Consider the following 13,241-nt stretch of genomic DNA (forward strand, 5'->3'; position numbering starts at 1 on the left):
GCCCCAGCCGCCACCCGTACCGCCGCTCACGGACCACAGCGGCTGCGCCGGAGGCGGCGCCGGAGGCTGATGGTCCCAACCCGTCCGGCGCCTACGTCCTTCGTGCGAAGTAAACGCCCTACCGAACTACCTCACACGCGGCGAAGAAAACCTCAAGTCCCGTACCAGTTCGCGGCCATCGAGATCCCGGTCATCGATGAGCGCTGCCGTCGCCTCCGACGTCCGCCGTGTCCTGGCTCGGCGCCGCTGCTGGCGCACCGCCTGCCGTGGCGAGCTTGGCGATGGCTACCGACAACTGCTTCTGAATCCCCTTCGGCAAGGGGTCGCCTCCGGCCGAGTCGACCACTTGCCGGGCCAGGCGGTTCAGTTTGGTGTTGGTGTTCTGGGAGGTCATGACCAGCGCACTCCAGGCGTCCTCCGGGCTGATGGCGAAGGCGGCCATGAGAATGCCGCGGGCCAGGTCGATGGTCCCCCGACTCTCCATCGCCCGCCGCAGTTGCCCCAGTTCAAGTCCCGGATCCGCCTCTGGGCCCGTGTTGACGGGCTCCGCGGAGTATGACGGCTGCGCCATGGCCATCTCCCGATGTGCTCTGGATGGATGCTCTGGGTCCATCCTCCGCGCCCAGAGTCGCCCGCGAACGGGAGACGCGTCAAGAGATACATGAAGTCAGATTCGCCTGTTCCTATACACGAAGCTCGGGGCGTACGATCTGGCCATGGTTGGAGTGCCGGAACCGCACACAGGATGGACGTTCATCACCAACCACGCGCGTGTGCTCGCCGTGATCGCCGAGAACCAGAACGCGCGGATCCGCGACATCGCCGCGCACTGCAGACTCACGGAACGCGCCGTCCAGAAGATCATTTCCGATCTGGAACAGGCCGGATTCCTCTCCCACACCCGTGCGGGGCGCGGCAACACGTACCGTATCGACCCTGGCAAGGTCCTGCGCCACCCGGCCGAGGCCGAGGCGGGCCTTACGGTCGCCTCTCTCCTCGGTCTGCTCGCCCAGGACGAGGCCCGCCGCGCCGAACTGCTCTACAGCAGCGTGCGTATGCGTTCCGACGAGGGTGACGAAGGCGACGGGGTCGGCTGAAAAGCGGCCTCGCAAGCGCGCCGGCGCGGGTCAGTGGCCCCCGCTGGGACGATCGCAGCCGGTGTGGTCGGGGTAGCCGCCGAAGGCGTCCGCCTCGGTGGAGTCGCGGTTCATCGTGCCTTCCACGCACAACGGGAACGCGTCGATGAGGAAGCCGACGCCGGTGGAGCCGTTCTGATACGACCGCACCTGACCGGCCGAGTAGCCGAGGCCGGTGAGCGCGCTGCTGGTGCTCTCGGGGGCGAAGTCACCGCGCCTGCGCAGCGGTTCGAGCGCCTTCTCGACCCGTCCGACGGCCGCGAGTCCCTCGCAGCGCCGCTTGCCGTGCAGCGGGAAGGGAACCATGAACCCGTGGTTCTCGGCGTAGTGGTCGGTGGGCGGCACGGCCGGGCCCGTGGTGGCCGGGGTCGGCGGTGGCGCCGACGTGGGGCTCTCGCCCGGGCACGGGAAGTCCACCGGCTTGCTCGGCGTCGCCACCGGGGTCCGCGAGGGCCGGTCCGCACCGGCGCTGTCCCCCGCCCGCTCCGTACCGCACCCCGCCACCAGCACGGCCACCACCGCCACCGGCAGCACTCCGGCCCGTCTCCGCGCCATCCCGATCATCCTCATGACGCGATTCTCCTCCGCTCGCTCGAAGCGGGTCACCGCACCGTCCAAATGGGCTTGTTCGCCGTTCCGGCGCCGCACTACCTTGCTCAGGTGGATCTCTTCTCACGCTCATGGACGGCATTGCGTACAGCGGTCGCCGAACTGCCGGACAAGGACTTCGAACGGCCGTCCGGCTGCACCGGATGGCTCGTGCGGGACCTGGTGTGCCACCTGGTCATCGACGCCCAGGACGTCCTGATCACCCTCGTCACCCCCGCCGATACGGAACCGACCGTCAACGCGGTGACCTACTGGAACGTCGAGGACCAACCGCCGACCGGCGAGGACCCGCTCGACGCGCTGACCGTGCGGCTGGCCGCCGCGTACGAGGAACCGCACCTGCTCAAGTTCCACCTCGACGACGTCGGCTCCGCCGCCGGACGCGCGGCCGAACTCGCGGACCCCGGCGCCCGGGTGGGCACCCAAGACATGGTGCTCACCGTGGGCGACTACCTCTCCGCGTACGTCCTGGAGTGGACGCTGCACCACCTCGACCTGATCGCGCACCTCCCGGACGCCGCGGAACCGCCCGCCCAGGGCCTGGCACACTCCCGCGCGACGCTGGAGGAGATCGCCGGCGCCGCATTCCCCGCGTCGTTCACGGACAAGGACGCACTCCTGATCGGCACCGGCCGCCGGGCACCGACGGAGGCGGAGAAGGCCGAACTCGGCGAGCTGGCCGCGAGACTGCCGTTCGTCCTGGGCTGACGAGGCGTCAGACGGCGTGTTGAGCTCGCCCCGGACCGGAGACCGTCACTGTTCGGCGAGGAGGAGGGGCAGTTTGCGCATGTCGTGGAAGACGACGGTGTCCGGGCCTTCGAGCCGCTCGGCGGGAGTCAGGCCCCCGGCGTAACCGAAGGCGCGCATGCCGGCGGCGCGGGCGGCCTCGACACCGGGACGGCTGTCCTCGACCACCACACACGCTGCCGGGTCGACACCCATCTGCCGGGCGGCGTGCAGGAACAGGTCCGGGGCCGGCTTGCCGCGGGCGACTTCGGTGGCGCTGTAGATACGGCCCTCGAAGCGTTCGTACAGGCCGGTGCGCCCCAGGGTGTGGCGCATCTTGCCGTGGGAGCCACTGGAGGCGACGCACGTCGGCAGGGTGATCGTGTCGAGTGCCTCCGGCAGCCCGTCGACGGGCAGCAGCCCCGCATCCACCGCCTCACGGTGGAGCCGCTCGAACCGCTCCCACCAGACGACAGCCGCCTCGTCGCCAAGCCGGGTGGCGATCTGCTCGCCTATCGAGGCGCTGGAGCGCCCGATGAAACGGTCGATCACCTCATCCTCGGTGAGCGGCCACCCCAGCTCCGCGCCCAGGGCGACCTGCACACGTACGGCGATGCGTTCACTGTCGACCAGCACACCGTCGCAGTCGAATATCACGAGTTCAATCGGCTTGATCATCGTCGCAGCATAGAGCCGATCACCAATCGGTCGGGGCACCCCAACAAGGTGACCGTCACCGTCGGCCGGTTGCGCCGCAAGCTGGGCGGTCCGCCGGTCATCACGACGACGCCGGGGGTGGTTTACCGCATCGCGGAGGCCCCGACCGGCCGGTCCGGCTCGGCGCCGGCGGGAACTTCGTAGATCTTGCCGTTGACGCCCGACCGGTAGAGCTTGCCCGCCGAGAATCCGCGGTCGCCGTGTCCGTAGGTGATCTGGGTGGAGAGGTACATGCCCGACTCCACGGTGCAGAGGCTGTCTCCCTCGACCCGCCAGATCTGCCCTGCCGTGTGGGTGGCGATCAGCGGGCGTCCCTGACCGTCGAGGGTCAGGCCGTCGGGGAGGGCGAGGGCGTCGGACGGTGGCGCGGAGATCCAGCGCCGGGGGTGCGCCGGGTCGTCGACCGGGATCCGGTAGAGGCCGGGCGCGACGGTGGTCTGGATGACGTAGATCTGCGTTCCGTCGGGGGATACCGCGATCCCGTTGGGCTGCCGCACCTGGGCCCAGGCCGGGTCGACGCGGCCGTCCGGCGTGACGCGGCCGATGCTGCGGCCGCCCACCGTCGTGGTGTACACGGTGCCGTCGGGCGCCAGGGCGACGCCGTCGATGCCACCGAGGCCCGAGGCGTACGTACTGACCTGGCCGGATTCCGGATCCACCAGCAGCAGCTTCGACAGTGGAAGGGCGTCTCCGGTGAGCGAGTGGAGGGCGTCGTTCCCGGTGCCGACGAGGAGGCGGCCGTCCTCGCGGACGACGATCCCGCCGTTGGCGCCGATGCTCCCGGTGAGGGGCACGGGGGTGCTTCCCGGCGCGTCGATACGGTAGACCCGGCCCGTGAAGTACGCGGTGGCGAACATCCGGCCCCGCTTGTCGACGGCGATCGACTCGACCCAGTCGGGTATGTGCGCCACCTGGACCGGCGCCGCCGATCGCGTCGCTGCGCACGCCGGTGCCGCGTGGGCGGAGGCCGGGGCCAACACCCCTGCGGCCGCGGCCAGTACGACCGCGGGCGCGAGGGCGCGGCGCGGCGCCCGTAAGGCGGCGCTGAGCATCCTGCTCAGCTTCGTGTTCCTCTTCATCGATACCCCTCCATGGTCAAGTCGCCCTGCCCGCCGAAGTATCGACCCAAGGATCTTCTCGCGCTACCCCCCGGTAACCTGCCTGGCGGTGCCGGTCAGCTCGGAAGCTCGACCGACACGTACGGGGCCAGCGCCCGCAGGAAGTCCGCCGCGTCGAACATCGCTCCGGCCGAGGCCACGCCCGTCGTGCGCGAGTGCCCGGCCAGGATGCGCTGGACGGCTTCCACCACCAGGGGCGCGGTGACCGCGTAGATGTCCTGGCCACGGGCGGTGGCGCGGCGCTCGACGCCGCCCGCGCGGACCACGACGTCGACGACGAACGTCTGGTCCGACCGCCCCAGGGCGTCGACCGACTGCGGCTCCGGCGTGGTCTCCTCGGCCAGGTCTCGCGCCGCTTCCACGGCCATGTAGGTGCGCACTTCACGCACGTCCACATGGCTGGGAACGGTCACGACATCGGCCATGGTGAACTCGGCGATCACCGCTCGCCGACCCAGCGGCTCCGGAAAGAGCCAGTCCTGCTCCCACGGCTGGTCGTCGTGGTAGCGCAGGGCGCCGTCAGCGAACCGCACCCGACGGCCGCCACGACGCTCGTGGGACACCTCGCCCGCCGCCCGGGTACCCGCCGTGGGGTGCCAGCTGCTCAGCCCGTACGCGACGTGCACCTCGTCCGCGGCGGTCCACTCCCCCATCGCCGCGGTCACCAGCAGGTCGCCCAGACCCCCGTAGAACGCCATCGCCGGAACCACGGGGACCTCGGCCTTGCGGGCCGCCTCCGCGTGGTCGGCGAACATCGACACGTTCGCCTCGATCTCCGCCGCGACGTCGAGGTACGGGATCCCCGCGCGCAGGGCCGCCTCGGCAACGGGGCCACCGGTCAGCGCGAACGGTCCGGCGGAGTTGATGACCGCCGCCGCGCCGGCGAGGGCCCGGTCCAGCGAGCCCGCGTCGTCCACGGTGGCCGGTCTTACCTCCACGTCTCCCCACTCCGCGGCCAGCGCCTCCAACTGGGCGGCGTTGCGGCCGGAGACGATCGTCGCGACGCCGCGCCTACGCAGTTCGGCGACGACGAAACGACCTGTGTGACCGGTCGCGCCGTAGACGACGACCGCACCTGCTGCACTCATGGTTCCCCCGCATCTCGATGTGCTGATGCGCCCATTCTGCCTGCGGAGGGAACCTGACCGCGATGGTCCGGAACGACATCATGCGAACACTTTCGGACGCCGGGGGCTCCTCCTTCCTCTTCCTGGCGGCATGCACGATCCTCCGTGACGAACTCGGAGGGTATGGGGGGGCAATGCACAAGTCTTGAACCAGTGGGAGCGCTCCCAGCATGGAGTTGGACGGGCCCGGGGTCAAGATGTTTGAGGAGTCGAAGTCAATCGACCTCCTCGAAGGCCAACTCGTTCGCTGTTCTAGGGCAGTTGGAGGTCTCAGGACCCCCGAGCGCGCCGAGCCGCCCGGGGGTCCTGCCGACTACTTCAGGTACGGTCCGGCGGACCCGATCCGGCCCGGGCCGTTCAGGACGTACACCCGCAGGTTGCCCTTGCCGGGGGCGGCGACGCTCAGGGTGCCGTCGCTGACGACCCTCACGTCTCCGGTGACGGCGTCGGCGTACGTGCCGTTGGGGATGCCCTTGTACGTCGCCGCGTTGGTCACCGCGACCAGCGCGAAGCTGTCGACGCCGCTCGCGGTGTCGGTGTAGCGGCGCTTGAAGGCCATGTCGCCGGAGATGCCCTCCGTCGAGTACTGGCCCATCTGCAGCGCCGGGACGGCGCGGCGGATCTGGTTGAGCCGCTGGACGTGCTTGACCAGGGGCTGGGCGAGCGTCGTGGCGACGGCACCCGAGGCACTGTCGACGGTGCCGAAACCGGAGGCGGTGACGCTGCCTTCCAGGTTGGCGCCGTAATAGGCCCGGCCGGTGGTGGCCAGCGGACAGGTCGGCCCGCAGTCGATCTGCTTGCCCGCCTGGAATTCCGTCTCCGAGCCGTAGTAGAGCGTCGGAATGCCGCGGAAGGTCCACATCAGCGCCATGTTCTCGGCCCAGGCGTCGGTGCCGCCCGCATAGCGGGTGCTGGACTTGTTGGGCCCGTAGTCGTGACTGTCGACATAGACCACGTTGTACGTCGCGTCATTGGTGGAGTCGTCGGAGTCCCGGCCGTTGTTGTAGGCGTTGGAGGCGTCACCGAAGTTCATGTGCATACGCATGTCGATGATGTTCATCCCGGAGAACCGACTGCGGTCCGGGGCGTGGTACGCATTCCCGTTCAGGAAAGCGTTGTTGGAGGTCGGCTGGTTCCCGGTGCCGAGCTGCTCCTCGTAGTCGTACTGCTCGATGGCGGCCGTGGCGTCGTCCGCACTGTATTCCTTGCGCTCCTTCCAGGTGTAGAACTGAGCGGAGTGGTTGACCGATCCCCGGTTCCACTTGTCGTTGACGAACGCGGCCACCTCGCCGAAGACGAAGAAGTCCCTGGCTTTGGCCGCGCCGAACTTGGCCGTCACCTCGCCGTAAATGGCGGGCAGGAAACGGCGGTTCCAGGTGCTGCGCGAAATGTGGACGGCGGTGTCGATACGGAATCCGTCGACTCCCATGTCGATGTACTTGTTGTACGCGCCGATGAGATAGTTCTGCACGGGCGTCGACTCGGTGTTGAAGTCGGCCAGGTCCTCGTGCAGCCAGCAGGAGCGCGAGTCCTCGCCCTCCCAGTTCCCTATCCAGCACTGGTGGTAGTACGCCTTGGGGAACATCCCGGATGTCGGGCTCGGCCACTGGCAGTTGTACACGGTGTAGCCCTCGGCGCTCTTTCCGCCGGTGGGCTTGCCCCAGTTCACGCAGGTGTTGCCGCTCGGCTCGGCCGTCGACCACAGGTCGCCGTTGTAGTACGACTTTCCGGAGACGGGCTCGACGGTGAGGCCGTCGTACTCGAAGCCGTCCTGCTTCTGGTCGTAGTACCAGCTCCACTGGGAGTCGCGGACGCCGTAAACAGTGGGCGTGAACAGGCCTTTGGCGCCCCAGCGGGAGCTGTGGTTGTAGACGACGTCCTGGTAGATCTTCATGCCCTTGGCGTGGGCCGCGTTGATGAGGTCCTGGTAGGAGGCGCCCGAGGACTCCAGGCGTGGGTCGACCTTGTAGAAGTCGTATCCGTGGTAGCCGTGGTAGTCGTAGTCGGAGCGGTTGAGGACCACCGGGGTGATCCAGATCGCCGAGAAGCCGAGGCCCTTCACATAGTCGAGCTTCTCGACGAGCCCCTTGAAGTCGCCCCGGAACATGGGGTCGTTGTTGGCGGCGTTGCCGGACTTCACGTGCTGGCTCCCGCCCCGGTCGTTGGCGCTGTCGCCGTCGTAGAAGCGGGCGGTGAGGACGAAGTAGATGGAGTCCTTGCGCGGGTCCCCGCCGAGCGGCTGCCCCGCCTTGGTGACGGGCGCGTCCCCAGTGGTGACGGTGACGGCCGCACCGGCCGCCGAGACGTTCCCGGCCGCGTCGCGGGAGCGTACGACGTAGGTGTACACGGTGTGCGCGTCGAGGCCGGTGTCGGTGCGGACCGTGGAGGTGGTGTCGGCGACGACGGTGGACTGAGTGCCGCCGGTGCGGGTGACCTGGTAGCCGGTGACGCCGGTGTTGTCAGTGGAGGCGTTCCAGGACAGCACGACGGAGGTGTCGGTCACATCGGCCTTGACCCCGGCGGGGGCGGTCGGCGCCTCGGTGTCGGGCACCGCGGCGGCGCACGGATCGGTGGCGGATGCGGTGACACTCTTGTTCCTGACCGTGGAAATGCCGCTCTTCAGCAGGTAGTTGGCGCCGTTGTTGTTGTCCCAGACGCCGTTGCCGTTGTTGAAAGTGGCCTGCCAGGTGGTCGCGGTCCCGAGGTCGACTGTCCTCTTCACCCAGTCCGTGCAGGCCGGCTGCATCCCCACGCCGGGCACGGTGGTCCACGCGCCGCCGGTGGGCGCGTAGTGCAGGTTGTACGTGGCCCAGCCCACGGTCCCGGTGTAGTAGTACACCGTCGCCGCGTTGCCGCCGCCGTCCGTGGTCGTACACGGGTCGCTGTGGGCGACCGTGCCGTCCTTGACGGCGATACTGCCGCTCCCCAGGGCGTAGTTGGCGCCCCCGTTGTTGTCCCAGACTCCCGAGCTGTTGTTGAAGGTGGCCTGCAACCCGGTGGCGGAGCCGAGGTCGACGGTCTGCTTGACCCAGTCGGTGCAGGCCGCCTCCATCCTCACGCCGGGCACCGTCGTCCAGGAGCCGCCGGTCGGGGCGTAGTGGAGGTAGGTGGTCGGCCAGTTCCTGGTCTTCGTGTAGTAGAAGACCGTCGCACTGTTCGAGGTGGCGGCGACCGGTTCGGTGCGGCCGGTGTCGGCCCGCGGCGGCGCCAGGACCAGGCCGCCCAGCAGCCCGAGCGCGGTCAGGAACGCCGCGAAAGGACGCCGTGCGCGTGGGCTTCGCATACGAGGGGGTGTGCGTCTCATGCGCGGCTCCAGTGTGGGGGCTGCCGCGACGAAGGGGGATGCGGCAGCGAGGCATGCGTGCACGCAAGAACTGACTGAAATTTCCAGCAAGTTATTGCAGTCGGGAAGCTACCGGCACATGACCGCAACGTAAAGAGTCCGACTCCCTTGCCATGCACCCACCGAGCCCCTACCGTGATGCCCCACCAGTGGGAGCGCTTCCATCCGTCGGACGCCGGACATCTGCCGGCGTCCCGGCCGTGAAGGATCCGCTCATGCGACACCCCCCGCACTTGGCCTTACCCTTCGCCGCGGCGGCGCTCGTGCTCGCGAGCGCCGTGGTCGTCCCTCGCGTCACGGCATCCGGAGCCGAGCCGTCCTGCTCGGTGACGTACACCGTCACGAACGAGTGGAGCGGCGGCTTCCAGGGGTCCGTCACGCTCACCAACAACGCGTCCGCGCTGTCCAGTTGGAGCCTGGGCTTCGCGTTCACCGGCAACCAGAAGGTGACCCAGGGCTGGAACGCCAAGTGGTCCCAGTCCGGCAGCACCGTCACCGCCGCCAACGAGAGCTGGAACGGTTCGCTCGCCCACGGCGCGAGCACCACCGTGGGCTTCCTCGCCTCCCTCACCGGCGCCAACACGCCGCCCCGCGCGTTCACCCTCAACGGCGAGCCGTGCGCCACCACGGGCGGCGGCGACCCCACGCCGACACCGACCCCCACCTCCCCCTCACCGACCCCCGGCACCGGCGCGCCCGTGCTCCACGTCTCCGGGAACAAGCTGGTCGACGCGGGCGGCGCCACCCGCAGACTGCTCGGCGTCAACCGGTCCGGCGGCGAGTTCATGTGCGTCCAGGCGCACGGCATCTTCGACGGCCCGGTGGACGACGCCTCGGTGGCCGCCATCGCCTCCTGGCACGTGGGCGCCGTGCGCATCCCGCTCAACGAGGAGTGCTGGCTGGGCCTCGCCAACATCAACCCCGCGTACGCGGGCGCCCGTTACATCGCCGCCGTCCAGGATCTCGTCCACCGCGTCGAGTCCCACGGCATGACCCCGATCGTCGAACTCCACTGGTCGTACGGGCAATACACCGGCAACTCGGCCGGCTGCTCCGACCTGCACGCGAGCTGTCAGAAACCGATGCCCGACGCCCAGTACGCACCCGCGTTCTGGTCCTCGGTCGCCACCACCTTCAAGAGCGACCCGGCCGTCGTCTTCGACCTGTTCAACGAGCCGTATCCGGACCGGGCCACCTCCACCTCCGACCAGGCGTGGAGCTGCTGGCGGGACGGCGGAAGCTGCCCCGGCATCGGCTACGAGGTCGCCGGGATGCAGGACCTCCTGGACGCCGTACGGGGAGCGGGCGCCCGCAATCTCGTACTGGCGGGCGGCATCGCCTACGCCAACGACCTCAGCCAGTGGTCGGCCCGCGCTCCCACCGACCCGACGGGCAACCTGGCCGCCGCCTACCACGGCTACAACTTCAACAGCTGTGCGAGCGAGTCGTGCTGGGACTCCACCCTCGCACCCGTCGCCGCCCGGGTTCCGCTGGTCGCGGGCGAGCTGGGCGAGAACACCTGTGCGCACTCCTTCGTCGACCGCGCCATGAAGTGGTTCGACGACCGGGGGATCTCCTATCTGGGCTGGACCTGGAACACCTGGGACTGCTCATCGGGCCCCTCCCTGATCACGAGTTACGACGGCACCCCCACCGCGTACGGCAGCGGCCTGCGCGATCACCTGCGCTCCATCAACTGACCCGCGCCGTCCACTGATCCACTCCATCGTCCGACTCGCTCCATCGACCGAAAGGGCATGGCCCACATCATGAGCCGCATACCCGTCCGACCCTCCAGAAAGCGAACGGCGCTGCTCGCCGCCGGTGTTCTCGCCGGAGCCGCGACCGGCACCGCCGGCCTCGTCGGTGCCGCGGGCACCGCGTCGGCGGCGTCCGCCTGCACCGTCGCCTATCAGGTCCAGAACCAGTGGTCCACCGGCTTCACCACCTCCGTCACCGTCACCAACAACGGCGCCGCCGTGAGCAGTTGGAACGTGAAGTGGAGCTTCGCCGGGAACCAGCAGGTCACCCAGGGCTGGAACGCGAAGGTGTCCCAGTCCGGAACGGCGGTGACCGCCGCCAACGAGAGCTACAACGGCACGCTGGCGACCGGTGGCTCGGCCGGCTTCGGCTTCAACGCCTCCTACAGCGGCACCAACGCCCTCCCCACGTCGTTCACCCTCAACGGCGTGGCCTGCAACGGCGGCGACACCCCCACCGACCCGCCGACCACCCCGCCCACCACTCCCCCGGCCGGCAACCGCGTGGACAACCCGTACGCCGGGGCCAAGGTGTACGTGAACCCCGAATGGGCCGCGCACGCGGCCGCCGAACCCGGCGGCACCCGGGTCTCCAACCAACCCACCGGGGTCTGGCTCGACCGGATCGCCGCCATCGCCGGGACGAACGGGACCATGGGTCTGCGCGCCCACCTCGACGAGGCCCTCAAACAGAAGGGCAGCGGCGAGATGGTGGTCCAGCTGGTCGTCTACGACCTGCCGGGCCGCGACTGCTCCGCGCTCGCGTCCAACGGTGAACTCGGCCCCACCGAGATCGACAAGTACAAGACCCAGTTCATCGACCCGATCGCCGCGGTCCTCTCCGACGCCAAGTACGCCGGTCTGCGGATCGTCACCGCCGTCGAGATCGACTCGCTGCCCAACCTCGTCACCAACACCGGAAGCCGCGCCACGGCGACCCCGCAGTGCGACACCATGCTGGCCAACGGCAACTACGTCAAGGGAGTCGGATACGCGCTGCACAAGCTGGGCGCCATCCCCAACGTGTACAACTACCTCGACGCCGGACACCACGGCTGGATCGGCTGGGACGACAACTTCGGGGCCACCGCCGACGAGTTCAAGCTGGCGGCCACGGCCGAGGGCGCCACACCCGCCGACGTGCACGGCTTCATCACCAACACGGCCAACTACAGCGCCCTGAAGGAGAACAACTTCACCATCGACGACACCGTCAACGGCGTCTCGGTCCGCCAGTCCAAGTGGGTGGACTGGAACCGGTACGTCGACGAGCTCTCCTACGCCCAGGCGTTCCGCGCCAAGCTGGTCTCGGTCGGCTTCGACTCCGGGATCGGCATGCTGATCGACACCTCGCGCAACGGCTGGGGCGGCACCGCCAGGCCCACCGGCCCCGGCGCGAAGACGAGTGTCGACACCTATGTGGAAGGCGGCCGCTACGACCGCCGCATCCACATCGGCAACTGGTGCAACCAGTCGGGCGCGGGTCTGGGCGAGCGCCCGAAGGCCGCCCCGGCCGCCGGGATCGACTCGTACGTGTGGATGAAGCCGCCGGGCGAGTCCGACGGCTCCAGCACCGCGATCCCCAACGACGAGGGCAAGGGCTTCGACCGGATGTGTGACCCGACGTACACGGGCAACCCCCGCAACGGCAACAGCCTCTCGGGCGCGCTGGCGAACGCCCCGCTCTCCGGCCGCTGGTTCTCCGCCCAGTTCCAGGAGCTCATGAAGAACGCGTACCCGGCGCTGTAGGTCTCCGGGGGCGCGAGTCCCCGGGCGGGAGGGTGGTGGGCGGCGAGGAGGGCAACTCCTCGCCGCCCACCACCGGTTGTCGGCGCACACACTCCGTGACGACGGGCACGGAACGACCACGCCAGGCCACTCGTTCGAGGGAAGTCGTCGGCGACCGTCCGTAATCGGCGTCCAGGTGGGCATTGCTGATCCGAAGGGTGTGGACGGGGTCGGGGGGATGGCTGTGGTTGCTCGCGGCAGGTACAGGGGCAAGCGTCCGGGCGCGGCGGCTGAGACGGTGCCGTCCCTGGGGTACGCCCTGTTCGCGACGCGCTGGCTGCAGGCGCCCCTGTACTTCGGGCTCGTGGTAGCGCAGGCCGTGTACGTCTACGAGTTCTTCGGCGAACTCCGCAGCCTGGTCCACGGGGTGGTCACCCGGCACGCGGACGAGAACATGGTGATGCTCAACGTACTGAAGCTCGTCGACGTCGTGATGATCGCCAACCTCCTGATCATGGTGATCGTCGGCGGCTACGAGACGTTCGTCTCGCGCATCGGGCTGCACGGGCACAAGGACCAGCCGGAGTGGCTGTCACATGTCAACTCCAATGTCCTCAAGGTCAAACTCGCCATGGCGATCGTCGGCATCTCGTCGATCCACCTGCTGCAGATGTTCGTCAGCATCCACGACACGCCTCAGCGCGAACTCATCTGGGGAACGTCGATCCACATGGCGTTCATCGTCTCGGCGTGCATCCTGGCCTACATGGCCGGGCCCATGGAGGCGAAAGCCCTCTCGCTGGGACACGAGGCACACCGCGTCCCACCCCAACAGCCGCACCAGGACCGCTCCCTGACTCCGTCCCAGGGACCCGCCCCGGCGGCGACCACGATCGAATCCGACAGCGACGGCTCCGAGCCCTAGGACGGGGACGCGGACGGGCGTGACCGGCCCGGGCGCTTCGGCGTTGGGTCGG

General features: G+C 69.1%; 11 protein-coding genes and 1 pseudogene. 6 read left to right on the forward strand and 6 right to left on the reverse strand.

Annotation, left to right across the window (positions count from 1 at the left end):
- Window positions 1–190 precede the first annotated feature (190 nt).
- A complete protein-coding gene (locus tag OG965_RS05305) occupies window positions 191–571 on the reverse strand; it encodes an ANTAR domain-containing protein (RefSeq protein ID WP_371649619.1) in 381 nt (126 codons plus the stop codon).
- A 145-nt stretch (window positions 572–716) separates the two neighbouring features.
- On the opposite strand from OG965_RS05305, the gene OG965_RS05310 reads away from it, so the two are divergent.
- Window positions 717–1,097, forward strand: a complete 381-nt coding sequence (locus OG965_RS05310) for a MarR family transcriptional regulator (protein WP_371649621.1) — start codon at window positions 717–719, stop codon at window positions 1,095–1,097.
- A 30-nt stretch (window positions 1,098–1,127) separates the two neighbouring features.
- On the opposite strand, the gene OG965_RS05315 is transcribed toward OG965_RS05310, so the two are convergent.
- Entirely contained in the window at window positions 1,128–1,706 is a 579-nt protein-coding gene (locus OG965_RS05315; RefSeq protein ID WP_371649623.1) for a hypothetical protein, read from the reverse strand.
- Between the two features lie 90 nt (window positions 1,707–1,796).
- On the opposite strand from OG965_RS05315, the gene OG965_RS05320 reads away from it, so the two are divergent.
- Window positions 1,797–2,453 (forward strand): maleylpyruvate isomerase N-terminal domain-containing protein, encoded by a 657-nt coding sequence (locus OG965_RS05320; RefSeq protein WP_371649625.1) that lies wholly within the window; start codon window positions 1,797–1,799, stop codon window positions 2,451–2,453.
- Window positions 2,454–2,498: 45 nt separating this feature from the next.
- Here the strand turns inward: OG965_RS05320 and OG965_RS05325 are convergent, their stop codons facing one another.
- Window positions 2,499–3,149: an HAD family hydrolase gene (locus OG965_RS05325; RefSeq protein WP_371649627.1), complete on the reverse strand. Its 651-nt coding sequence runs from the start codon at window positions 3,147–3,149 to the stop codon at window positions 2,499–2,501.
- A 42-nt stretch (window positions 3,150–3,191) separates the two neighbouring features.
- Between OG965_RS05325 and OG965_RS05330 the strand changes: the two are divergent.
- Window positions 3,192–3,332: pseudogene (locus tag OG965_RS05330) on the forward strand (helix-turn-helix domain-containing protein); the annotation flags it as partial.
- On the opposite strand, the gene OG965_RS05335 reads toward OG965_RS05330, so the two are convergent.
- The 3 genes from OG965_RS05335 to OG965_RS05345 form a co-directional block, all read right to left on the reverse strand.
- Window positions 3,272–4,267 carry an SMP-30/gluconolactonase/LRE family protein gene (locus tag OG965_RS05335; protein WP_371649629.1) on the reverse strand — a complete coding sequence of 332 codons (996 nt, stop codon included), beginning with the start codon at window positions 4,265–4,267 and terminating at the stop codon, window positions 3,272–3,274. The pseudogene OG965_RS05330 and the gene OG965_RS05335 overlap by 61 nt on opposite strands.
- A gap of 95 nt (window positions 4,268–4,362) precedes the next feature.
- The gene (locus OG965_RS05340; protein ID WP_371649631.1) at window positions 4,363–5,394 is read right to left on the reverse strand and encodes a saccharopine dehydrogenase NADP-binding domain-containing protein; all 1,032 of its coding nucleotides are present in this window, start codon (window positions 5,392–5,394) and stop codon (window positions 4,363–4,365) included.
- A 352-nt stretch (window positions 5,395–5,746) separates the two neighbouring features.
- Entirely contained in the window at window positions 5,747–8,737 is a 2,991-nt protein-coding gene (locus tag OG965_RS05345; protein WP_371649633.1) for a carbohydrate binding domain-containing protein, read from the reverse strand.
- 254 nt (window positions 8,738–8,991) lie between these two features.
- On the opposite strand from OG965_RS05345, the gene OG965_RS05350 reads away from it, so the two are divergent.
- From OG965_RS05350 to OG965_RS05360, 3 genes are all read left to right on the forward strand, one after another.
- Window positions 8,992–10,476 (forward strand): cellulose binding domain-containing protein, encoded by a 1,485-nt coding sequence (locus tag OG965_RS05350; RefSeq protein ID WP_371649635.1) that lies wholly within the window; start codon window positions 8,992–8,994, stop codon window positions 10,474–10,476.
- Window positions 10,477–10,545: 69 nt separating this feature from the next.
- A complete protein-coding gene (locus tag OG965_RS05355) occupies window positions 10,546–12,285 on the forward strand; it encodes a glycoside hydrolase family 6 protein (protein WP_371649637.1) in 1,740 nt (579 codons plus the stop codon).
- A gap of 277 nt (window positions 12,286–12,562) precedes the next feature.
- Window positions 12,563–13,189 (forward strand): TIGR00645 family protein, encoded by a 627-nt coding sequence (locus OG965_RS05360; protein WP_371649639.1) that lies wholly within the window; start codon window positions 12,563–12,565, stop codon window positions 13,187–13,189.
- Window positions 13,190–13,241 lie beyond the last annotated feature (52 nt).

This window comes from Streptomyces sp. NBC_00224, from assembly GCF_041435195.1.
Lineage (GTDB): Bacteria > Actinomycetota > Actinomycetes > Streptomycetales > Streptomycetaceae > Streptomyces.